Source organism: Comamonas testosteroni (genome assembly GCF_030505195.1).
Classification (GTDB): domain Bacteria; phylum Pseudomonadota; class Gammaproteobacteria; order Burkholderiales; family Burkholderiaceae_C; genus Comamonas; species Comamonas testosteroni_G.
In genome coordinates this window covers 5,225,501-5,246,015 of the sequence record NZ_CP129672.1, presented here as the reverse complement: position 1 = coordinate 5,246,015, position 20,515 = coordinate 5,225,501, and the positions used below count along the sequence as shown (strand labels likewise).

Genomic DNA, 20,515 nt, shown 5'->3' with positions numbered 1-20,515 from the left:
ACCTCTTGAACTCTTTGTAATCTGTGCTTAGTGTGCAGCCCATTGAATAGTGCTGAGGTCGATGCCGTCTTTGTACATCTCCCACAGCGGGCTCAGCTCGCGCAGCTTCAGCACGTTTTCGCGGATCGACTTGATCGCGTAGTCAATTTCTTCTTCCGTCGTGAAGCGACCAAAGGTCATGCGCAAAGAGCTGTGCGCCAGCTCGTCGCTGCGACCCAGGGCACGCAGCACATAGCTGGGCTCCAGGCTGGCGGATGTGCAAGCGGAGCCCGAGGACACGGCCAGGCCCTTGATACCCATGATCAGCGACTCGCCTTCGACGAAGTTGAAGCTCATGTTCAGGTAATGGGGAACACCGTTGTCCATATCGCCGTTCACGAACACCTGCTCCAGATCCTTCAGACCGTCGAGCAGGCGCTGGCGCAGCGCACGGGCGTGCGCCATATCCTTGGCCATCTCTTCCTTGGCGATGCGGAAGGCCTCGCCCATGCCCACGATCTGGTGGGTTGCCAGCGTGCCCGAACGCATGCCGCGCTCATGACCGCCGCCGTGCATCTGAGCTTCCAGGCGCACGCGCGGCTTGCGGCGCACGTACAGCGCACCGATGCCCTTGGGGCCGTAGGTCTTGTGCGAAGCCAGGCTCATCAGGTCGATGGGCATGGTCTGCATGTCCAGATCCATCTTGCCCGAAGCCTGAGCTGCGTCGACGTGGAAGATGATGCCCTTTTCGCGGCACAGAGCGCCGATGGTGTTCAGGTCCTGAACCACACCGATCTCGTTGTTCACGGCCATCACGCTGGCGAGGATGGTGTCGGGGCGGATCGCCGCCTTGAACACCTCGATATCCAGCAGACCATTTTCCTGCACGTCCAGATAGCTGACTTCAAAGCCCTGGCGCTCCAGCTCACGCATGGTGTCCAGCACAGCCTTGTGCTCGGTCTTCACGGTGATCAGGTGCTTGCCCTTGCCTTGGTAGAAATGCGCTGCACCCTTGATGGCCAAGTTGTCGGACTCGGTTGCACCGCTGGTCCAGACGATTTCGCGCGGGTCGGCGCCGATCAGATCAGCCACCTGCTTGCGGGCCTTCTCGACGGCTTCTTCGGCTTCCCAGCCCCAGGCATGGCTGCGCGATGCGGCATTGCCAAAATGTTCACGCAGCCAGGGAATCATGGCGTCCGCCACGCGGGGATCCACCGGAGTGGTTGCACCGTAGTCGAGATAAATGGGAAAGTGCGGGGTCATGTCCATGACTGGCTCGTCTTGTTTTTGGCTGACAAATCGTGAGGAATCGATGCACCTTGTGGTGCCATCAGGGCGAAGAAACATGCCGCACAGCCATGCATGCATCCAGGCCCTGACTATCGGAGTCGGGCTTCATGCGGATCTGGTTGCCGCCCGAGCACTGCTCAAGCGGCCCCGGATCAGGATTTCGCGAAGGCGTTACCCAGGGCGAACACCGAGTTCGGTGCGTTCACACGGATGGGCTTGACCACGGGTGCTGTGGAGATGGCGCGGCGGACCACGGGCTTGTCCTCGATCTGGATGCCCTTGGCCAGTTGCTCGTCCACCAGCTTTTGCAGAGTGACGGAGTCCAGGAATTCCACCATGCGCTGGTTCAGTGCGGCCCACAGTTCATGGGTCATGCAGCGGCCGGCTTCGCCCAGACAGTTTTCCTTGCCACCGCACTGGGTCGCATCGATGGGTTCATCCACCGAGACGATGATGTCGGCCACGGTGATGTCTGTCGCCTTTCGGGCCAGGGTGTAGCCGCCGCCGGGGCCACGGGTGGATTCCACCAGTTCGTGGCGACGCAGCTTGCCAAACAACTGTTCCAGATAGGACAGCGAAATCTGCTGACGCTGGCTGATGGCAGCCAGCGTTACAGGGCCATTGTTCTGGCGCAGTGCCAGGTCGATCATCGCGGTGACCGCAAAGCGGCCTTTGGTCGTAAGACGCATACGAGCTCCTTCAGTCAGGATTGTTCGTTACAGAAACGCCCGTCTGGTCACAGTACCTAGACGAGCACAGTCTCCGCCCTTACTCCGTCCTGTGATTAGGTTCAGAGCCCTTCTGTGAGGGAAGTTTGTTGTTGAGTGTTTGACGCGAGTATATCACATTCCCCATCAATTTTGTCGGGTAACAGCATGCACTCACGTAATAACCCTGAGAGTTGCGAAGAAATATGCCTACGGCGCCGCCCCGAACAATTGCTGCTTGAGCAGCGAAAGCTGGTCCCGCACACGCGCTGCCTGCTCGAATTCCAGGTTCCTGGCGTGCTCGAGCATTTGCTTCTCCAGTCGCTTGATCTCCCTGGCAATGTCTTTCTCCGACATATCCTCGACACGTGCCTGTTGTAGGGCCTGCTCTTGCAGGCGTTCGGCCTCTTTGCCGCTCTTTTCGCTGTAGACGCCATCAATCAGGTCTTTCACCCTCTTGACAATCTGCTTGGGCACGATTCCGTTGGCTTCGTTGAAAGCCATCTGTTTTTCGCGGCGTCTTTCGGTTTCGCCGATGGCTTTCTTCATGGACTCGGTGATGCGGTCCGCGTACAGGATCGCCTTGCCGTTGACGTTGCGCGCCGCGCGGCCGATGGTCTGGATCAGGCTGCGCTCGGCACGCAGAAAGCCTTCCTTGTCGGCATCCAGAATCGCCACCAGCGAGACCTCGGGAATATCCAGGCCTTCGCGCAGCAGGTTGATGCCGACCAGCACATCGAAGGCGCCCAGACGCAGGTCGCGGATGATTTCCACACGCTCGACCGTATCCACGTCGGAGTGCAGATAGCGCACCTTCACGCCGTTGTCGGTCAGGTATTCGGTCAGTTGCTCGGCCATGCGTTTGGTCAGCGTGGTGATGAGCACGCGCTCCTGCAGCTCAGCGCGCTGGCGGATTTCCTGCAGCACATCGTCGACCTGGTGAATGGCCGGACGCACTTCGATCTCGGGGTCGAGCAGGCCCGTGGGACGCACCACCTGCTCGACCACCTGCCCGGCATGGGTTTTTTCGTATTCGGCGGGCGTGGCCGAGACGAAGACCACCTGGCGCATGCGCTGCTCGAACTCCTCGAACTTGAGCGGACGGTTGTCCAGCGCCGACGGCAGGCGAAAGCCATATTCCACCAGCGTGGTCTTGCGCGCCCGGTCGCCGTTGTACATGGCGTTGAGCTGGCCGATCATCTGATGGCTCTCGTCCAGGAACATGATGGAGTCGCGCGGCAGATAGTCGGTCAGCGTGCTGGGCGGATCGCCGGGCTTGGAGGCCGAGAGATGGCGGGTGTAGTTTTCGATGCCCTTGCAGTGCCCCACTTCGCTGAGCATTTCCAGATCGAAACGCGTGCGCTGCTCAAGGCGCTGCGCCTCCACCAGCTTGCCCATGCCCACCAGTTGCTTGAGGCGCTCGGCCAGCTCTTGCTTGATGGTCTCCACGGCCGCCAGCACCTTGTCGCGCGGCGTCACATAGTGGCTGCTGGGATAGATGGTGAAGCGCGGGATGTTCTGGCGCACCCGGCCCGTGAGCGGATCGAACAATTGCAGGCTCTCCACCTCGTCGTCGAACAGCTCGATGCGCACGGCCAGCTCCGAGTGCTCGGCCGGGAACACGTCGATGGTGTCGCCTCGCACGCGGAAGGTGCCGCGCGAGAAGTCCTGGTCGTTGCGCTGGTACTGCATGCGGATCAGCTGAGCAATCGCGTCGCGCTGGTTGAGCGTGTCGCCCGCGCGCAGCGTCATGATCATGCGGTGGTAGCTCTCGGGCTCGCCAATGCCGTAGATGGCCGAGACGGTGGCCACGATCACCACATCGCGCCGCTCCATGATGCTTTTGGTGCAGGACAGACGCATCTGCTCGATGTGCTCGTTGATGGCGCTGTCCTTTTCGATGAACAGGTCGCGCTGGGGCACATAGGCTTCGGGCTGATAGTAGTCGTAGTAGCTGACGAAGTACTCGACCGCGTTTTTCGGGAAAAACTCCCTGAACTCAGAGTACAGCTGTGCCGCCAGCGTCTTGTTGGGTGCAAACACGATGGCCGGCTTGCCCAGACGCGCGATCACGTTGGCCATGGTGAAGGTCTTGCCCGAGCCCGTCACGCCCAGCAGCGTCTGGAAGGACTCGCCGTCATTGACGCCTTCGACCAGTTTTTCGATGGCCGCAGGCTGATCGCCCGCCGGTGGATAGGGCTGGAACAGCTCGAACGGCGAGTCCGGGTATTGCACGAAACGGCCTTGCGGCTCGGCAGTCATATTTTGTTCTTGCATGATCTCATGTCCATGACGCATAGGGTAAGCGCGAGTAGAATGGCAGCCCAACCCTCAAGCCTAACCTAGGCTGATGCGTTTTTTCGAGCACCAGGCAATGCCCTGCCCGTCTAACGCGCTCGGAGCAGTAGCTGGGGGTGACCTGACTTATTTCCATCCCTCAAGGATTTTTTCATGTCTCTGTTTACCGCCGTCGAAATGGCCCCCCGCGACCCCATCCTGGGTCTGAACGAGCAATTCAACGCTGACTCCAACCCCAACAAAGTGAACCTGGGCGTGGGCGTGTACTTCGACGACAACGGCAAGCTGCCCCTGCTGGAGTGCGTGCAGGCCGCCGAGAAGGCCATGATGGAAAAGCCCACCGCCCGCGGCTATCTGCCCATCGACGGTATCGCCGCCTATGACAACGGCGTCAAGGCCCTGGTGTTCGGAGCCGAGTCCGACGTGGTCAAGTCCGGCCGTGTGGCCACCGTGCAAGCCATCGGCGGCACGGGCGGTCTGAAGATCGGCGCCGACTTCCTCAAGAAGCTCAACCCCAACGCCAAGGTCCTGATCTCCAACCCCAGCTGGGAAAACCACAAGGCCATCTTCACCAACGCAGGTTTTGAAGTCGGCTCCTACGCTTACTACGATGCAGCGACCCGCTCCATCGACTTCGCCGGCATGCTGGCCGACCTGAACGCTGCCGCCGCCGGCACCGTGGTCGTGCTGCACGCCTGCTGCCACAACCCCACCGGCTACGACATCACTGCCGCTCAGTGGGATGAAGTGATTGCCGTCGTCAAGGCCAAGGGCCTGATCCCCTTCCTGGACATGGCCTACCAGGGCTTCGGCCACGGCATCGCCGAAGACGGCGCCGTGATCGGCAAGTTCGTGGCCGCCGGCCTGGACATCTTTGTGTCGACCTCCTTCTCCAAGAGCTTCAGCCTGTATGGCGAGCGCGTGGGCGCACTGTCCGTGGTGGCTGCCGACAAGGACGAAGCTGCTCGCGTGCTGTCGCAGCTGAAGATCGTCATCCGCACCAACTACTCCAACCCTCCCACCCATGGCGGCGCCGTGGTGGCAGCGGTGCTGAACAACCCCGAGCTGCACGCTCTGTGGGAGAAGGAGCTGGGCGAGATGCGCGTGCGCATCAAGGCCATGCGCCAGAAGCTGGTTGACGGCCTGAAGGCTGCCGGCGTGCAGCAAGACATGTCCTTCATCACCACCCAGATCGGCATGTTCTCGTACTCCGGCCTGTCCAAGGACCAGATGGTGCGCCTGCGCTCCGAGTTCGGCGTCTACGGCACCGACACCGGCCGCATGTGCGTGGCTGCGCTCAACAGCAAGAACATCGACTATGTCTGCAAGGCCATCGCTGCCGTGATCTAAGCGCGCGATTCAGGGCCTGGTCCCTGAAAGCAAAAGAGCAACGGACTTTTAGTCCCTTGCTCTTTTTTTATGGCCGCTTCGGTGCCCGATCAATATTTGATAGCTGCTAGCACTTTACCCATATCATTTTCAGATATAAAAGTATCTGAAAACTTTTTAATACAGGCGCATCAAGCTATCAAAATCATATCAGGCATTCAATCCCCAGATGGCCGAGCGCATGGACAGCGCCGCATACTGATAGGCCGTGTTGAACACGCGCGGCACTTCGCCCTCCTGCACGGCCCCTGCCGCATACAGCAGGGGCAGATAGTGGTCGTGCGTGGGATGGGCCAGACGGGCCTGCGGACCCCAGTCCAGGAAGGTGCTCAGATCGGCCAGATTGCCGCTGTCCAGGCGCTGCTGCACTTCGGTGTCGAACTGGATCGTCCAGTCATAGGCCTGGTTGTCGCTGGCACCGCGCTGCATGGCGCGCAGGTTGTGCACGATATTGCCGCTGCCCACGATCAGCACGCCGCGCTCGCGCAGCGCGCGCAGCTGGCGGCCCATCTCGAAATGCTTTTCGGGCGCCAGACCATAGGGCATGCTCAGTTGCATGACGGGAATACGGGCCTCGGGGAACATGGGCAGCAGCACCGACCAGGTGCCGTGATCAAAGCCCCATTTCTGGTCCAGCAGCAAGGCCGATCCGTCCAGCGGCGAATGCAGCTCGGCCGCCAGCTGCCTGGCCACCTCGGGCGCGCCGGGGGCCGGATATTGCTGATCGAACAGCTCTTGCGGAAAGCCGCCGAAGTCATGAATCGTGCGCGGCTGGGCCATGCCGGTCAGCGCCCAGTCGGACTCGGTCAGCCAGTGGGCCGAGACGCAGAGAATCAGCTGCGGCGCAATGCCCTTGGCCGTCAACTCCTGGCCCAGGGCCTTCCAGCTCTGGCGCCAGTGCGTGTCCTCGATCACATTCATGGGGCTGCCGTGGCCCAGGAACATCACCGGCATGCGCGGCGAAGGCTTGAGCTGCTGCAGCAGTTGCTCGGGCAACAGGGAAGAAGAAGTGGAGTTCATGGAAAAAGCCTTCAAGCCCCCGCCGGCGGCCAGCACGGAGGCTGCGCCCAGGGACAAAAGCGTACGTCTACGCATCTCGGTCAATCGAATGCACCCCCAGGGGCGCTTTTTTACGGATAAGGCAAGCTTGCCACAGCGCAGCGGCGCCTGAAAGCACCGCCACCGCAACAGACTGTCCTGAAAGTGCCAGCGCCAAGGCCCGGCTTGCACTACAACCGCAGTTGCACAAGCAGTTGAACAAGCACGACTCACGCCAATCAGGCTCAGGCAAGGGCTGCGCTTCAGGAAAGCCATCTTGATGCACCCTGGCCTGCGCAAGTCCAGACAAGGAATGCTCCCACCCATGCCCAGCACCGCCATTCAGCCCCTGCAAGGAATTCGCATACTCAGCCTGGCTCTGAACCTGCCCGGCCCCGCCGCCCTGTGGCGCTGCGCCGGCATGGGAGCCGATTGCCGCAAGCTCGAGCCTGTGCCCGCCGGCGCAGGCCGCAGCGCCGACCCCATGGGCCTGTACTGCCCCGACGCCTACGCGCAGATGCATGACAAGGTGCAAACCCTGCAGGCCGATCTCAAGACCGCCGAGGGCCAGGCCAGCCTGCACGCGCAACTGGCGCAAACCGATGTGCTGCTGACCTCGTTCCGGCCTTCGGCCCTGAGCAAGCTGGGCCTGGGCTGGGAGGCCCTGCAGCAGCGCTACCCCGAGCTGTCGCTGGTACGCGTGGTCGGCAGTGCGGGCGAGCTGGCCGATGTCCCCGGCCATGACCTCACCTATCAGGCCGAAGCGGGCCTCGTGCACAGCACCGCCCTGCCACCCAGTCTGTTTGCCGATATGGCGGGGGCGCTGATGGCCAGCGAAGCCGTGCTCCAGGCCGTGCTGGTGAGCAGCCGCAGCGGGCGCGGCATAGTGCGCGAGGTCGGTCTGGCCCAGGCCGCGCAATGGCTGGCCCTGCCCTGGCATTGGGGCCTGACCCAGCCCACGGGCGATGTCGGCGGCGCCCATGCGGGCTACCGCATCTACCCCTGTGCCGACGGCATCGTGGCCGTGGCCGCGCTGGAGCCGCACTTTGCCCAGCGCCTGTGCGAAGCGGCAGACCTGCCCTTCGGCCACCCCACCGATATGCGCAAGCCCGAGATCCATCAGGGCGTGGCCCGGCTTCTGGCCGCCCGCAGCTGCGCTGAGCTGATGCAGCTGGCCCGGGACAGGGACATTCCACTGCACGCCCTGCCCCAAACCTGAAGCAAACCAGAACCTGTTTACGCTCCCCCCTACGCGCCAGGGCCTTCGCGGGATGGGATGCCAGGGGGCGGCCCCCAGCGCGCGATACCGCAGCAATAGTGGTGCTATTGCGAGGATTCGCGCGGCCGGCGAGGCAACGCCGCAGACCGCCCCTGACCGGGCGTCCCTGACCGGGCGTCCCTGACCGGGCGTCCCTGACCGGGCGTCCCCAAAGGCACTAGCCTGGGCGCTTTTCAAACGCGTATTTCTCGGTATCCACCTCGCCCTGGCCTTGCAGCGCATAGCGGTCGCCGGCAATGGCTTCGGGCTTGAAGATGTCATCGAGCTCGGCCAGCAGCTCGGCGTCCAGGTGGACGCGGCCACCGCGAATGTCTTCGTGCAGATGCTCCACGCTGGTGGTGCCGGGCAAGGCGATCACATGCTCGCCCTGGTGCAGCACCCAGGCGATGGCCAGCTCGGCCAGCGTGCAGCCGGCTTTTTCCGCCACGGCCTGCATGGGCGCCAGCAGGCGCAGATTCTGCGCATAGGCCTCGCCGGCAAAGCGCGGCATGGTGGCGCGGATATCTCCCTTGACCAGGTTGTCCACCTGCTGCAGCTTGCCGCTGAAGAAGGCGCGCCCCATGGGGCTGAAGGCCACATAGGCAATGCCCAGCTCCTTGCAGGCGGCGAGCGTACCCAGCTCGGCATTGCGCGACCACAGCGAATATTCGCTTTGCAGCGCAGCAATCGGGTGCTCCTTGTGCGCGCGGCGCAGCGCATCGGCCCCCACTTCCGACAGGCCCAGAGCGCGAACCTTGCCCTCTTCCTTCAGGCGCGCCATCTCGCCCACCGACTCCTCGATGGGCACGTTCTTGTCCCAGCGATGCAGATAGTAGAGATCGATCACATCGGTGCCCAGGCGCTTGAGGCTGTCTTCGCAGTTCTGGCGCAGGGTTTTGGGACGACCGTCGATGACGCGGCGCATCACGCCGTCTTCGCCGCGCACGCCGGCCATGCCGCATTTGCTGGCCAGGGTGATGTGGTTGCGATGGGGCTTGAGCACGGGGCCGATCAGCGATTCGCTGGCACCAAAGCCATACAGAGCAGCGGTGTCGAACAGCGTCACACCCGCATCCAGAGCCGCATGCAGCACGGCGTGTGACTGCTCGGCAGAGACGGGGTTGCCGTAGGCATGGCAGAAGTTCATGCAGCCCAGCGCGACATTGGCGACGCTGAATGGGCCGATTTTGCGGTTTACCATTAACTTTCCTTATGCATCCAAAGGCCTTCAACCGAACCAAGCGCGGGCGCAGGCCGCTATACAAGCTGGAGCAATATTATTCCAGCTCTGCCTTGTCGCCAGCGACAGCGCCCGGGTTTCGCCCCGGCAGGCGATTTGCTTTCTGACACGCCGATATGCCGGACCACCGGGAAGTCAGCAAAGAACGCTTTCAGACCAGGCGTCCCCGACCGTCCGCGTCCCTGCGCTTCGCTACGGGCAAACCTGTGTCACGGGGGTGCGGGTGGCCTGCAGGAGTTATGACGAAATCGACCTCAAATGCCTATCCAGAAAGCGATAGCAGCTATCAAAAAGACAAAGAAGCTCTGGTATTGCCCCTTGTGCCCACGCCTGCGACGGCAAGCTCTTGGGGCTTAGGTTACCCCGTAGCGCAGCGAAGGAGTCGTGGCAGTAGGGGCCAGCTCTTTGCCTGCTTTCTTGTGGTCAGGCACACCGGCGCAAGAAAGTAGGTCGGCTGGCGGGCCTAGACCCGCCGGGGCCGCCCAGCCCTCTGCAAATCAATCAAGAAGTTCGTTTGCCCAGCGCACCTTCTACTGCCATCAGGCCGGCTGAGACTCGTTGCTCATCAAGCAAGTCTTCATGCCCACGATGTCCTGTTGGTTTACTCAGCGGGCTCTTGTTTCGAGCAGCGCAGCAAAGCGCTCGATGCTGTGCGTGATGATGGCCTGCGCGCCCGGCGACCAGCGGCCCATGTCGAAGAAGCCGTGGATCATGCCCGCGCCTTCAATCAGCTCGGCCTGGCCGCCCGCCGCACGCAGCGCCTGGGCATAGGCCGCGCCCTGATCACGCAGCGGATCGAACTCGGCATTCACGATCACGGCAGGCGGCAGGTTGGCCAGGCTTTGGGCCTGCAGCGGCGCCAGGCGCTGGTCCAGCGCATCGGCGTAGCCGCCCGCGTAGTGGTTGTAGAACCAGGCCATGGTCTCGGCTTCCAGGAAATAGCCCTTGGCGTTCTGCTTGGCGCTGGCGTACTCGGCGGCGGCGTGGTCTACCGCGGGGTAGATGAGGAATTGCGCAGCCAGGGCAATGCCCGCATCGCGCAGCTGCTGCGTCACCACGGCGCAGAAATTGCCGCCGGCGCTGTCGCCCGCCACAGCCACGGTGGCGCTGCCCCCCAGCTCATGCGCATGGGCGACCACCCATTGGGCGGCAGCCACGGCATCCTCTATCCCTGCGGGGAAGGGATGCTCGGGGGCAAGCCGGTAGTCCACCGACACCACCACGGCCCGCGCGCCACGGCAGATCTCGCGGCACATATTCTCATGCGTGTCCAGGTTGCCGATGACATAGCCTCCGCTGTGGAAATAGGCCACGGTGGGAAAAGGCCCCGCGCCTTCGGGCCGATAGATGCGCGCGGCCACAGGGCCCGCACCGCCGGGCACGGTGATGTCCTGAACGCTGGCCACGGGCACGATCTGCTCGGGTGTGAGCGAGCCACGGGTCAGCGCCAGATAGCCGGCACGGCCTTCTTCGGGCGTGCCTTCAGCGGTGGCTTTCCTGTTGGCAGCGGCCAGTTGCTGCAGGACGCCGGCCAGATGTGGATCGAGAGCCATGGGTGAAGTCTCCTGTCGTTATAAAGAGTGAGGGAACGGATACGGGGGCGGACCTAGCGATAGGCCAAGGCATCGTCCTGCAGCGATGCGGCGCTCAGAACCACGCGCTCTTCGGCATACTCCAGGTCGTGCCTCCAGGGCTGGCGGTCGCCCTGGCCGAACATGACATCCTGCGCACGCAGCACATAGCCGGCGTTGAAGTTGTCGGCCTCTATCCATGACTGGCGCTGCATGCCGGCATCGGCTGCAGCCACGATAGGCCGCACCTCGGCATGGCCTTGCTCGTGCATATGGGCAAGCAGGCGGCACACCCAGTCGCACACCAGGTCGCAGCGCAGCGTCCAGCTGGAGCGGAAGTAGCCCTGGGTATAGGCCATATTGGGTATGCCCTCGATCATCACGCCCCGGTAGGAGATGCGCTCGCGAAAATCCACCGGCGCGCCATCCACGCTGAACGCAATGCCGCCGAACAGCTTGAGATTGAAGCCCGTGGCAGTAACGATGATGTCGGCGTCCAGATGCCCGCCGCTGGTCAGCTCGATGCCGCTGGCGTCGAAGTTCTCTATGGTGTCCGTCACCACCGAGGCCTTGCCCTCGCGCATGGCCTGGAAGAAGTCGCCGTTGGGCACCACGGCAATGCGCTGCTGCCAGGGGCGGTAGCCGGGGTTGAAGTGCTTGTCGATGTCCAAGCCCTCGGGCAGATGGGGACGGATCTCGCCAAGCAGGAAGGCGCGCATCGCTTCGGGGTGCTGCCTGGAGGTTTGCACGATCTCGTCAGTGCGCGCGATGAAGGCGCGGCGCATGATCTCGTGGTACCAGTCCTCGGGCAGGTCCAAAGGCTTGAGCAGCGGCACCAGCGGATGCTCGGACGTGGGCAGAAAAAAGGTGGGCGAGCGCTGCAGCATGGTCACATGGCCCGCATCCGGCGCCAGGCTGGGGATCAGCGTGGCCGCCGTGGCACCCGAGCCTATGACCACGATGCGCTTGCCCGTGTAATCCAGCTCCTGCGGCCAGTGCTGCGGGTGAATGACCTGGCCCTTGAAGTCCTTGAGCGTCGGCCACTCGGGCGTATAGCCCCGGCCGTGGTCGTAATAGCCCGCGCAGACCCAGAGGAAACCCGTGGTGAAGGTCTGCACCTCGGCCGAGCCGCTGCGGGTGACTTCCAGTGTCCAGCGCCTGTCTTCGCAGGACCAGCGGGCCGATTGCACCTTGTGGCCGTAGCGGATCAGCGGGGCCAGATCGCTTTCCTCAATGGTCTCGGCCAGGTAGTGGCGAATCTCGTCTGCCGTGGCGATGGCATTGCCCGTCCAGGGCTTGAAGCCATAGCCATAGGTGAACAGGTCGCTGTCCGAGCGCGCACCCGGGTAGCGGTGCGTCCACCAGGTGCCGCCGAAGCCGTCCATGGCTTCGAGGATGGCGAGGCTGCGGTCCGCGAACTGCTCGCGCAGATGACGGGCCGCACCAATGCCGGAAATACCGGCACCGATGATGAGAAAGTCGAAATGCTGTGCCATACCGGGTGTCTCCTGCTGGTCTGCTGGGGCGCGAGCCGACAGGAATGAGCAGGGATCGCGGCCTTGAGGTGAAGCTCCCGCCTGGGCCCGACTTGCGTCAATCGTGTCTGTCACGCAGCCATGCTAGGTCTAGCCCTCTGGCAAAACTTGTGTTTGCGCGACAGGATTTTGATGTTGCACGACATGCAGTACATACCCCGATGCCTGCCAAACACGCTGATTCCGCCGTCATGACCAGTGTCCGCGCCGCCTCGCTTGCGGGCTTTGAAGACCTGGTGCGCGCGCACGGTGGTGACCCCGCCGCCATCCTGCGCGCCTGCGGCCTGGTGCCGCACGATCTGGCCGACCCCGAGCGCTATCTGCCCAGCCACGCCGTGGCCCTGGTCATAGAGGAAGCCGCCCGTGTGCTGGGCGTGCACGATTTCGGGCTGCGCCTGTGCGCGCAGCAAGGTGTCGAAACCCTGGGCCTGCTGGGGCTGGTCATGCAGTCCGCGCCCACCGTGCGCGAGGGCATGATGCAGGGCGGAAAGTACGTCCACTTCCACAACCCCACCCTGAGCTACAGAACCTTCATGGCGCCTGACGAGGGGCTGGAATGCGTGGAAGTGCTCTCGCGCCTGCCCTCCCACGCCCCCATGCCCCAGGGCACGGAAATCTGCGTGGCCTATATGTGCCGCCTGATCCATGTGCTGTCCGAAGGCGCGCTGCGCCCTGCGGCCATCCATCTACGCCATGCCCCCGTGGGCAGCAGCGCGCAATACCGGCGGCATCTGGGCCAGTTGCCGCGCTTTGGCTCCAGCTTTGACGGCATTGCCGTCGACCCGCTGGCCTGGCGTCAGCCCATGCCTCGCCACAACCGGCTGCTGCAGCAGTTTGTCGAACGTTTCCTGTTGGGAGCCGCACCTGGCAGGGATACCAGTGTGACGGACCAGGTGCGCAGCGCGCTGGCCAATCTGGTTCGCATGGGCATGGCCGACCTGCCCTCGGCGGCACGCGCCCTGAGCCAGCACCCGCGCACCCTGCAGCGACGCCTGCAAGCGGAAGGCACAGCCTTCGAAGAGCTGCGCGATAGCGCGCGCAAGACCTGGGTGGCCCAATTGCTGGCGCAGCCCGAGCTGAGTCTGGGCCATATCGCGCAACTGCTGGGGTATTCAGACCAGGCCGTGCTCACCCGTGCCTGCCAGCGCTGGTTCGGCCAATCCCCCCGTCAGCTGCGCCATCGCTCCTGGGAGAGATAGCCTCGGTATAGGTTATAGGGCCTGGATTCGGGGAGGCAAGAGCCTGATCACGATCTCCCGCGACAGAGACTTTGCGCGATGAAACAAGCCCCCGCAGCCACAGGCTGGGGGGGCTTGCGTGCGGAGATGCGCCAGGCAATCAATCCGCGCTGATCAGTGCGCGCTGATCAGTCCGCGCTGATCAATCCGCGTTCAGTTGCTGCTCCAGGTCGTGCAGGACCTTGTAGCAGTTGAAGACCTGCTGCACGCTGGAGTTGGGTTCGCGGCCTTCACGGATGGCGGCGAAGAATTCGCGGTCCTGCAGCTCGATGCCGTTCATGGACACGTCGACCTGGGACACGTCGATCTTCTCGTCCTTGCCGGTGTACAGGTCGTCGTAGCGGGCCAGATAGGTGCCGGTGTCGCCGATATAGCGGAAGAAGGTGCCCAGAGGGCCATCGTTGTTGAACGACAGGCTCAGCGTGCAGATCGCGCCGTTGGCGGCCTTGAGCTGGATGCTCATGTCCATGGCGATGCCCAGATCCTTGTGGATGGGGCCTTGCACGGCGTTGGCCTTGACGATGGGGCTGCCGGCCTGGTAGGCGAACAGGTCCACGGTGTGAGCAGCATGGTGCCACAGCAGGTGGTCGGTCCAGCTGCGGGCCTGACCCAGCGCATTCATATTGGTGCGGCGGAAGAAGTAGGTTTGCACATCCATCTGCTGGATGTTGAACTCGCCGGCTTCGATCTTCTTGTGCACCCACTGGTGGCTGGGGTTGAAGCGGCGGGTATGGCCCACCATGGCCACCAGGCCGGTCTGCTTTTGCAGCTCGGCCACTTCCTGCGCATCCTTCAGTGTGTCGGCCAGCGGAATCTCGACCTGCACATGCTTGCCGGCCTTCATGCAGGCGATGGCCTGCTCGGCGTGCATCTGTGTGGGCGTGCACAGGATCACGGCATCGACTTCGGGCAGTGCCAGGCTTTCGGCCAGATCGGTTGCCACATGCTGGATGCCGTATTTGTCGGCCACTTCCTTGGTCTGGTCAAAGCGGCGACCGACCAGGGAGACGACTTCCACGCCGTCGATATTCTTGATGCCGTCCAGGTGCTTGATGCCGAAGGCACCCGCGCCAGCCAGCGCTACTTTGATGGTCTTGCTCATGATTGGGATCTCCGTAGAGCCGCCTCAAGGAGGCGAAGCCCCCCGCAGGGGGCAGTGAATAGGCGAAGCAGCGAACGTGGTCAAACGCTCACTGATTCTCAAGGATCAGATGGCCCACTGCGGTGTTCGATGCGGGCACATGGTAGAAGCGGTGCGCCACCTTGGGCAGCGGTGCGGGGCCGTCCACATCGGACATGGCGCCGCGCGCGATCAGCCACATCACCAGCTCGATGCCTTCCGAGCCGGCTTCGCGCACATAGTCGATGTGCGGCATCTGCGCCAGACCGTGGGGGTTCTCGATCAGCAGGTCCAGGAACTGGTTGTCCCACTCCTTGTTGATCAGGCCCGCGCGCGCGCCCTGCAGCTGGTGGCTCATGCCGCCCGTGCCCCAGATATGCACGTTGATGTCCTGGTCGTAACTCTCCACGGCCTTGCGGATGGCGCGGCCCAGGTTGAAGCAGCGCTGGCCGGTGGGCACGGGGTACTGCACCACATTCACGGCGAAGGGGATCACCGGGCAGGGCCAGGAGCCGGTCTTGGGGTCCTGCTCGCCGCACATCAGCGACAGCGGCACCGTGAGGCCGTGGTCCACGTCCATCTTGTTGACGATGGTCAGGTCGAAGTCCTGCTGGATCACGGACTGGGCAATATGGCTGGCCAGATCGGGATGGCCGACCACCTTGGGCACGGGACGCGGGCCCCAGCCTTCGTCGGCGGGCTGGAACTCGGCAGCCGTGCCGATGGCAAAGGTCGGGATGCAGTCCAGGCTGAAGGCCGTGGCGTGGTCGTTGTAGACCAGGAAGACCACGTCGGGCTTGTTGTCCTTCATCCACTGGCGCGAGAAGTCATAGCCCTTGAACAGAGGCGCCCAGTAGGCTTCCTGGGTCTTGCCCATGTCCATGGCAGCGCCGATGGCAGGCACATGCGAGGTGAAAACGGATGCGGTGATGCGTGCCATGTCTTAGTTGCCTTCCTTGTTCTGGTTGCCTGCACTGCCCTGGGGTTGATGGTGTGCCTGGGCATCACCGTCCTCGCCCACGTAGCGATTGCCTTCGGCAGAGCGGCCGCCGCCCATCATCATGGCGCGGTACTCTTCTTCGGTCATGCCGGTCATGGAGCCGGCCATCTGCTGGAAGCTCTTGCCGTCGGTGGCGCCGATCTTGGCCAGGAAGTAGATATTGCCGCCGGTGCGCATGCACCAGTTCAGGTCGCGCGCCAGCACGGCCTGCTTTTGCTCTTCGGTCATCGCCCACTCGTCGAGATAGGCACGCTCGTTGGCGCGGAAGCGCTCACGGTTCTCGGCCTTCATCAGGCTCATGCAGAACTGGTTGAGCCAGTAGCCCTTGCGGGACTGCTCGGCATCGAAAATGATGGTGCCGGGCACGTCCAGATACGGTTTTTCCAAAGCCATAAATTCTCCTCGTTACGGATGGCGCAGCCCATGCGACAAGGCTGCGGCCTGTTTCCGGGTGTATGTGTCGCCGGAACTCCGTCAGACCTCTTCGGGCCAGTACAGACGCATGGGGTTGTCTACCAGCAGCTTTTGCTGCAGCTGCGCGGTGGGAGCGATATGAGGAATGAAGTCCACCAGCAAGCCGTCGTCGGGCATGTGGTCCTTCAGGTTGGGGTGCGGCCAGTCGGTGCCCCAGAGCACGCGATCGGGGAACTCCTCGACCACGCGGCGCGCGAACGGCACCACATCGCGGTAGGCGTTCTGCTCACCATGAAGCGCCTTGGGGCCGGTGACGGACAGGCGTTCGGGGCAGGACACCTTGCTCCACACGTTCTGGTGCTCGCGCATGAACTTCAGGAACAGGGCGAACTCTTCGCTGTCCACGCCCTTGCTGACGTCGGGACGGCCCATGTGGTCGACCACCACGGTGGTGGGCAGCGCGGTGAAGAAGTCCCACAGCTCGGGCAGATCCACGGCTTCGAAATAGATCACCACGTGCCAGCCCAGCTTGGCGATGCGGCCGGCGATCTCCATCAGCTCGTCCTTGGGCGTGAAGTCCACCAGACGCTTGACGAAGTTGAAGCGCACGCCGCGCACGCCGGCGTCATGCAACTCCTGCAGCTCGGCATCGCTGATGGAGCGCTTGACCGTGGCCACGCCACGGGCCTTGCCGCCCGAGGACTTGCAGGCATCGACCATGGCGCGGTTGTCCGCACCGTGGCAGGTGGCCTGCACCACCACATTGCGCGCAAAACCCAGATGATCGCGCAGCGCAAACAACTGGGCCTTGCTCGCATCGCAAGGGGTGTACTTGCGCTCGGGGGCGAAGGGGAACTCGTTGCCGGGGCCGAACACATGGCAATGTGCATCCACAGCGCCTGCGGGCAGCTTGAACTGGGGCTTGCTGGGGTTGGCATACCAGTCCAGCCAGCCAGGGGTCTTTTCAAATTGGCTCATTTGTCTTTTCCTCGATGGTCTGTGAGTGGGTCATAGCCGCCAATACTGGCGCCGCACCACTCAGAGATGCCAAGCAAGAGCCGCCTCGCAGCGAGGGCATCGTCCCCCTCCGCATTGCGAAGCAAAGCGAGAGAGGGGGAAGGCGCGGGGCCGCCTAGGCGAAGCGACTCAGGGGGTGTTAATCAATATATTTCAGGCCGGCTTTTTCCAGGGGCTCGCGCATCTTGTACATATCCAGGCCCAGGACGCCCGAGGCCAGCTTGGCGCGCTTTTCGCCTTCGAAGCTCTCGCGCTTCTGCGCGGCGGCCAGCACTTCCACGGCACGCGCGGCGGGCACGCAGACCACGCCGTCGTCATCGGCCACGATCACGTCACCGGGCGTGACCAGCATGCCGGCGCAGACGATGGGGATGTTGACCGAGCCCAGGGTGGCCTTGATCGTGCCCTTGGAAGAGATGGCTTTGCTCCACACGGGGAAGTCCATCTCCTGCAGCGTCTTCACGTCGCGCACGCCGGCATCGATGATCAGCGCGCGTGCGCCGCGCGCCTGAAAGCTGGTGGCCAGCAGGTCGCCGAAGTAGCCGTCGGAGCACTCGGCGGTGACGGCCGCAACCACGATGTCGCCGGGCTGAATCTGCTCGGCAGCCACATGCATCATCCAGTTGTCGCCGGGCTGCAGCAGCACCGTGACGGCGGTGCCCGAGACCTGCTTGCCGGCATAGATGGGGCGCATATAGGGCTTGAGCAGACCGACGCGGCCCATGGCCTCGTGCACGGTGGCAGAGCCCAGGGCGGCCAAGCCGTCAGCAGCAGCGCGGTCGGCGCGCTGGATATTGCGGTAGACAACTCCCAGTTCGTACATGGAAATACCTCTTAGCTTTGACGTGATTGAATCAAAAAGTGAGCTGCTATCGCATGCTATGCATCAAATTTGAATAGTTTTCATATTGAAAACGTTTCATTACCTACGGTAGCAGCTCTCTTTTTTGAGAAGTTACAGACCCTTGGCCTTGAGCGCCTTGTCCAGGCGCGTGAACACGCGGCGGGCATTGCCCTCGTAGACCGCGTGCTTCTCATCGGCCGTCAGGTTCTGCGTGGCTTCGATGTAGCGCTTGGTGTCGTCGTAGTAGTGACCGGTCTGCGGATCGATGCCGCGCACGGCGCCGATCATTTCGCTGGCGAACAGAATGTTCTTGGTGGGAATCACTTCCGTCAGCAGATTGATGCCGGGCTGGTGGTAGACACAGGTGTCGAAGTAGATGTTGCCCAGCAAATGCTCTTCCAGCAGCGGCTTCTTCATCTCCTGCGCCAGACCGCGGAAACGGCCCCAGTGGTAAGGCACGGCGCCGCCGCCATGGGGGATCAGGAACTTCAGCGTCGGGAAGTCCTTGAACAGATCCGAAGTCAGGCACTGCATGAAGGCCGTGGTGTCGGCATTCAGATAGTGGCTGCCCGTGGTGTGGAAGCAGCTGTTGCAGCTGGTGGAGACATGGATCATCGCGGGGATGTCGTACTCCACCATCTTTTCGTAGATCGGGTACCAGCTCTTGTCGGACAGCGGGGGCGAAGTCCAGTGGCCGCCCGAGGGATCGGGGTTCAGGTTCAGGCCCACATTGCCGTACTGCTCCACGCACTTGACCAGCTCGGGGATGCAGGTTGCAGGGTCCACGCCGGGCGACTGGGGCAGCATGGCTGCGGGGATGAAGTGGTCGGGGAACAGCTCGCTGACGCGAAAGCACAGCTCGTTGCAGATGGCGGCCCAGGTGCTCGAGGTCTGGAAGTCACCGATGTGGTGCGCCATGAACGAGGCACGGGGGCTGAAGATGGTCAGATCGGAACCACGCTCCTTCATCAGGCGCAGCTGGTTGGTCTCGATGGTCTCGCGGATTTCATCGTCGCTGATCTTCAGATCGGCCACCGACGGGGTCTTGCTAGGGTCCTTGAGGCCGGCGATCTGCAGATCGCGCCATGCGCCCAGGGCCGCTGGCGCCGTGGTGTAGTGACCGTGTACGTCAATGATCATCTTCAAGCTCCGTTAAAAATAATTCGTCTATCAAAAAGTTCAGTGCGCGCCGCCCAGGCCCAGCATGGAGGTGCGCGGTGCGCCGCCGGCATAGCGGTTCTTGACCAGCAGCGCCAGCGCGGCGATGACGCCAGGAATGGCGACCACCATGAAGACCTGCGGCAGCTCCAGGTGACGACGCGACAGCTCGGCCACCAGGAAGGAGCCGGCAATGCCGCCAAAGCGGCCGATGCCCAGCATCCAGGAGACGCCGCTGGCACGGCATTCCGTGGGGTAGTACTCGGCTGCCAGCGCCTGCATGGACGACTGTGCCGCATTCATCAGCAAACCGGCAATGAAGACCGAAGCCACCAGCATGCCCACGCCGCCGCCCAGCACCTGGCCGATGAAGGCCACGCCCAGGCTGGTCAGGAAGTAGCCCGTCGCAATGATCAGATTGGCATTCCAGCGGTCCATCAGCAAACCGACAAAGATCGCGCCCACGCCGCCGAGCTGGAACAGCGCGGCAATCACGGCCGCCTGGCTGGCGGGCACGCCCGCTTCCTTGAACAGCACAGGCATCCAGTTGACCAGGCCATAGACGATCACCAGGCCCATGAAATACGTCACCCACAGGGCCAGCGTGCCCACCAGATATTTCTGCGAGAACACCAGACGCAGGCCCTGGGGGCCCTGCTGTGCCTGGACAGCAGCCTCGCCGCCGTCGTTCAGCACGAAGCGCGCAGCATTGCGCGTGCCGGCGGCGATACGCACCATCACCTTGCGCACGCGGTCTGCCGAGTAGTTCTTGAGCACCATGAAGCGCACCGACTCGGGCAGCATCACGATCATCAGCACGGCCAGGATCAAAGGCACCACGCCGCCCAGGATCAGCAGGCTGCGCCAGCCGAAATGCGGAATCATCCAGGCCGCGATAAAGCCGCCGAAGGCCGAGCCGATGGGGAAGCCGCAGAACATGCAGTTGGTGATGAAGGAACGCTTGCGGTCGGGGCAGTATTCGTTCATCAGCGTGATGGCGTTGGGCATGGCGGCGCCAAGACCCAGGCCGGTGATGAAGCGCCAGATGGTCAGGGCCTGCAGGTCGTGCACCAGGCCGGAGGCAATCGATGCACCGCCCATCACCACCGCAGCGATGATCAGCACGGTCTTGCGACCCACGCGGTCCGCCAGCGGACCCGCGCCCAGAGCGCCGAACGCCAGGCCGAACAGGGCCGCACTCAGCACCGGGCCCAGATGGGACTTGTCGATGCCCCATTCGCCAAGCAGCGAAGGTGCGATGAAGCCGATGGCGGCGGTATCAAAACCATCGAGCAGAACAATCAAAAAACAGAGGAAGAAAATCCCCCACTGAAAGCCTGAAAACGGGCTCTCGTTGAGGACGGTCTGCACGTTGACGACCGCCGGGTCGGTGTTCTGTTTGCTAGTTTGCGAAGTCAT

The 20,515-nt window shown here is 63.1% G+C and carries 17 protein-coding genes; 3 read left to right on the top strand and 14 right to left on the bottom strand.

Translation table 11 applies throughout. The features are described 5' to 3' along the window. Nucleotides 1–27: 27 nt before the first annotated feature. The 3 genes from QYQ99_RS24215 to uvrB all read right to left on the bottom strand — a co-directional run bounded on the left by QYQ99_RS24215 (nt 28) and on the right by uvrB (nt 4,253). The gene (locus QYQ99_RS24215) at nt 28–1,248 is read right to left on the bottom strand and encodes an IscS subfamily cysteine desulfurase (RefSeq protein WP_029158470.1); all 1,221 of its coding nucleotides are present in this window, start codon (nt 1,246–1,248) and stop codon (nt 28–30) included. Nucleotides 1,249–1,421: 173 nt separating this feature from the next. Beyond that, nucleotides 1,422–1,958, bottom strand: a complete 537-nt coding sequence (iscR, locus tag QYQ99_RS24210; protein ID WP_003054211.1) for a Fe-S cluster assembly transcriptional regulator IscR — start codon at nt 1,956–1,958, stop codon at nt 1,422–1,424. A 228-nt stretch (nt 1,959–2,186) separates the two neighbouring features. Beyond that, a complete protein-coding gene (gene uvrB / locus QYQ99_RS24205; protein WP_302090356.1) occupies nt 2,187–4,253 on the bottom strand; it encodes an excinuclease ABC subunit UvrB in 2,067 nt (688 codons plus the stop codon). A 174-nt stretch (nt 4,254–4,427) separates the two neighbouring features. Between uvrB and QYQ99_RS24200 the strand changes: the two genes are divergently transcribed. Beyond that, the gene (locus QYQ99_RS24200; RefSeq protein WP_034368685.1) at nt 4,428–5,624 is read left to right on the top strand and encodes an amino acid aminotransferase; all 1,197 of its coding nucleotides are present in this window, start codon (nt 4,428–4,430) and stop codon (nt 5,622–5,624) included. Between the two features lie 189 nt (nt 5,625–5,813). On the opposite strand, the gene ygiD is transcribed toward QYQ99_RS24200, so the two are convergent. Then, nucleotides 5,814–6,740, bottom strand: coding sequence for a 4,5-DOPA dioxygenase extradiol (ygiD, locus tag QYQ99_RS24195; RefSeq protein WP_302093256.1), 927 nt, complete (start codon nt 6,738–6,740; stop codon nt 5,814–5,816). A 286-nt stretch (nt 6,741–7,026) separates the two neighbouring features. Here ygiD and QYQ99_RS24190 point away from each other — a divergent pair, with 286 nt between their 5' ends. After that, nucleotides 7,027–7,920: a CaiB/BaiF CoA-transferase family protein gene (locus QYQ99_RS24190; RefSeq protein ID WP_302090355.1), complete on the top strand. Its 894-nt coding sequence runs from the start codon at nt 7,027–7,029 to the stop codon at nt 7,918–7,920. 217 nt (nt 7,921–8,137) lie between these two features. On the opposite strand, the gene QYQ99_RS24185 is transcribed toward QYQ99_RS24190, so the two are convergent. The 3 genes from QYQ99_RS24185 to QYQ99_RS24175 all read right to left on the bottom strand — a co-directional run bounded on the left by QYQ99_RS24185 (nt 8,138) and on the right by QYQ99_RS24175 (nt 12,266). Next, nucleotides 8,138–9,160 (bottom strand): aldo/keto reductase, encoded by a 1,023-nt coding sequence (locus QYQ99_RS24185; RefSeq protein ID WP_302090354.1) that lies wholly within the window; start codon nt 9,158–9,160, stop codon nt 8,138–8,140. A gap of 644 nt (nt 9,161–9,804) precedes the next feature. After that, a complete protein-coding gene (locus QYQ99_RS24180; protein WP_302090353.1) occupies nt 9,805–10,752 on the bottom strand; it encodes an alpha/beta hydrolase in 948 nt (315 codons plus the stop codon). Nucleotides 10,753–10,805: 53 nt separating this feature from the next. Beyond that, on the bottom strand, nt 10,806–12,266 hold the full coding sequence (locus tag QYQ99_RS24175; RefSeq protein WP_302090352.1) for a flavin-containing monooxygenase: 1,461 nt from the start codon (nt 12,264–12,266) through the stop codon (nt 10,806–10,808). Between the two features lie 230 nt (nt 12,267–12,496). On the opposite strand from QYQ99_RS24175, the gene QYQ99_RS24170 reads away from it, so the two are divergent. Next, nucleotides 12,497–13,504 (top strand): AraC family transcriptional regulator, encoded by a 1,008-nt coding sequence (locus tag QYQ99_RS24170; protein ID WP_302090351.1) that lies wholly within the window; start codon nt 12,497–12,499, stop codon nt 13,502–13,504. A gap of 181 nt (nt 13,505–13,685) precedes the next feature. Here QYQ99_RS24170 and QYQ99_RS24165 read toward each other — a convergent pair whose 3' ends face one another. From QYQ99_RS24165 to QYQ99_RS24135, 7 genes are all read right to left on the bottom strand, one after another. Next, the gene (locus QYQ99_RS24165) at nt 13,686–14,645 is read right to left on the bottom strand and encodes a Gfo/Idh/MocA family oxidoreductase (protein ID WP_291604248.1); all 960 of its coding nucleotides are present in this window, start codon (nt 14,643–14,645) and stop codon (nt 13,686–13,688) included. 88 nt (nt 14,646–14,733) lie between these two features. Next, the gene (locus QYQ99_RS24160; RefSeq protein ID WP_003075873.1) at nt 14,734–15,603 is read right to left on the bottom strand and encodes a class III extradiol dioxygenase subunit beta; all 870 of its coding nucleotides are present in this window, start codon (nt 15,601–15,603) and stop codon (nt 14,734–14,736) included. A 3-nt stretch (nt 15,604–15,606) separates the two neighbouring features. Continuing rightward, nucleotides 15,607–16,056 carry a protocatechuate 4,5-dioxygenase subunit alpha gene (gene ligA, locus QYQ99_RS24155; RefSeq protein WP_003067559.1) on the bottom strand — a complete coding sequence of 150 codons (450 nt, stop codon included), beginning with the start codon at nt 16,054–16,056 and terminating at the stop codon, nt 15,607–15,609. Nucleotides 16,057–16,137: 81 nt separating this feature from the next. Then, nucleotides 16,138–17,055, bottom strand: coding sequence for an amidohydrolase family protein (locus QYQ99_RS24150; RefSeq protein WP_302090350.1), 918 nt, complete (start codon nt 17,053–17,055; stop codon nt 16,138–16,140). Between the two features lie 178 nt (nt 17,056–17,233). Then, nucleotides 17,234–17,917, bottom strand: a complete 684-nt coding sequence (gene ligK / locus QYQ99_RS24145) for a 4-carboxy-4-hydroxy-2-oxoadipate aldolase/oxaloacetate decarboxylase (RefSeq protein WP_003075867.1) — start codon at nt 17,915–17,917, stop codon at nt 17,234–17,236. 132 nt (nt 17,918–18,049) lie between these two features. After that, entirely contained in the window at nt 18,050–19,078 is a 1,029-nt protein-coding gene (locus QYQ99_RS24140) for an amidohydrolase family protein (protein ID WP_291604242.1), read from the bottom strand. A 39-nt stretch (nt 19,079–19,117) separates the two neighbouring features. After that, nucleotides 19,118–20,515 (bottom strand): MFS transporter, encoded by a 1,398-nt coding sequence (locus tag QYQ99_RS24135; protein ID WP_302090349.1) that lies wholly within the window; start codon nt 20,513–20,515, stop codon nt 19,118–19,120.

Excerpts from the sequence above, each read along its gene's own strand:
- QYQ99_RS24180 (WP_302090353.1), bottom strand. The coding sequence starts at position 10,752 with ATGGCTCTCGATCCACATCTGGCCGGCGTCCTGCAGCAACTGGCCGCT.
- QYQ99_RS24150 (WP_302090350.1), bottom strand. The coding sequence starts at position 17,055 with ATGAGCCAATTTGAAAAGACCCCTGGCTGGCTGGACTGGTATGCCAAC.
- QYQ99_RS24170 (WP_302090351.1), top strand. The coding sequence starts at position 12,497 with ATGACCAGTGTCCGCGCCGCCTCGCTTGCGGGCTTTGAAGACCTGGTG.
- QYQ99_RS24175 (WP_302090352.1), bottom strand. The coding sequence starts at position 12,266 with ATGGCACAGCATTTCGACTTTCTCATCATCGGTGCCGGTATTTCCGGC.
- QYQ99_RS24140 (WP_291604242.1), bottom strand. The coding sequence starts at position 19,078 with ATGATCATTGACGTACACGGTCACTACACCACGGCGCCAGCGGCCCTG.
- iscR (WP_003054211.1), bottom strand. The coding sequence starts at position 1,958 with ATGCGTCTTACGACCAAAGGCCGCTTTGCGGTCACCGCGATGATCGAC.
- QYQ99_RS24190 (WP_302090355.1), top strand. The coding sequence starts at position 7,027 with ATGCCCAGCACCGCCATTCAGCCCCTGCAAGGAATTCGCATACTCAGC.
- QYQ99_RS24215 (WP_029158470.1), bottom strand. The coding sequence starts at position 1,248 with ATGGACATGACCCCGCACTTTCCCATTTATCTCGACTACGGTGCAACC.
- ligK (WP_003075867.1), bottom strand. The coding sequence starts at position 17,917 with ATGTACGAACTGGGAGTTGTCTACCGCAATATCCAGCGCGCCGACCGC.
- QYQ99_RS24185 (WP_302090354.1), bottom strand. The coding sequence starts at position 9,160 with ATGGTAAACCGCAAAATCGGCCCATTCAGCGTCGCCAATGTCGCGCTG.
- QYQ99_RS24165 (WP_291604248.1), bottom strand. The coding sequence starts at position 14,645 with ATGAGCAAGACCATCAAAGTAGCGCTGGCTGGCGCGGGTGCCTTCGGC.
- uvrB (WP_302090356.1), bottom strand. The coding sequence starts at position 4,253 with ATGCAAGAACAAAATATGACTGCCGAGCCGCAAGGCCGTTTCGTGCAA.
- QYQ99_RS24160 (WP_003075873.1), bottom strand. The coding sequence starts at position 15,603 with ATGGCACGCATCACCGCATCCGTTTTCACCTCGCATGTGCCTGCCATC.
- QYQ99_RS24135 (WP_302090349.1), bottom strand. The coding sequence starts at position 20,515 with ATGACTTCGCAAACTAGCAAACAGAACACCGACCCGGCGGTCGTCAAC.
- ligA (WP_003067559.1), bottom strand. The coding sequence starts at position 16,056 with ATGGCTTTGGAAAAACCGTATCTGGACGTGCCCGGCACCATCATTTTC.
- QYQ99_RS24200 (WP_034368685.1), top strand. The coding sequence starts at position 4,428 with ATGTCTCTGTTTACCGCCGTCGAAATGGCCCCCCGCGACCCCATCCTG.